At 43.0% G+C, this 507-nt stretch carries 1 protein-coding gene; it reads right to left on the bottom strand.

The window, feature by feature from the left end:
- Positions 1-505, bottom strand: a 505-nt coding sequence (locus R7044_RS28360; RefSeq protein ID WP_225456428.1) for a hemerythrin domain-containing protein, incomplete at its 3' end; no start/stop codon positions are given.
- Positions 506-507: the final 2 nt, after the last annotated feature.

Below are 507 nucleotides of genomic sequence, written 5' to 3'. Positions count from 1 at the left end.
TGTAGCGATCCGCAATCGTGTCACCAAATACAGGGTCGTCTTCGCTCTCTGTCCACAGACTTTCAACGTGTTGCCAGTCTTCAGTAGTAAAAAGCTCTTCAATTAATGGCAGGATTTTTCTCTCTTCGAGCTCAAGGTGACGCTTTTGCGACTCAATGAAATCTTCTAGCTGAGCAATAAAGATGTCTTGAGGAACAACCGCATCTTGCAAAATCATCTCAATGAGCATCGAAAACTCTTTGGTCTTCTCGGCGAGCTCTTGGTGCTCTTTCTCCAAGTTTTCCATGGTTTGTTGCTTACCGTAATGCTTGAGGAAATGATGGTAGAGAATGTCTTCTTTCGGATGATGAATTTTTTCCGAATGGTTTGAGAGGTAATCAACAATCTCGCTTACTAGCGAGTAATTAATGGCGTTTTCTTCTTTTATTTCGTTGAGTTTATGGCGCAATATGGCCAGCAGGCGAACCATGTAGCCGTGTTCGCGTCGAATTCTTTCGATCATCATAG

The organism is Vibrio sp. 1402 (assembly GCF_033340275.1).
This window is presented reverse-complemented; position numbering and strand designations above follow the sequence as displayed.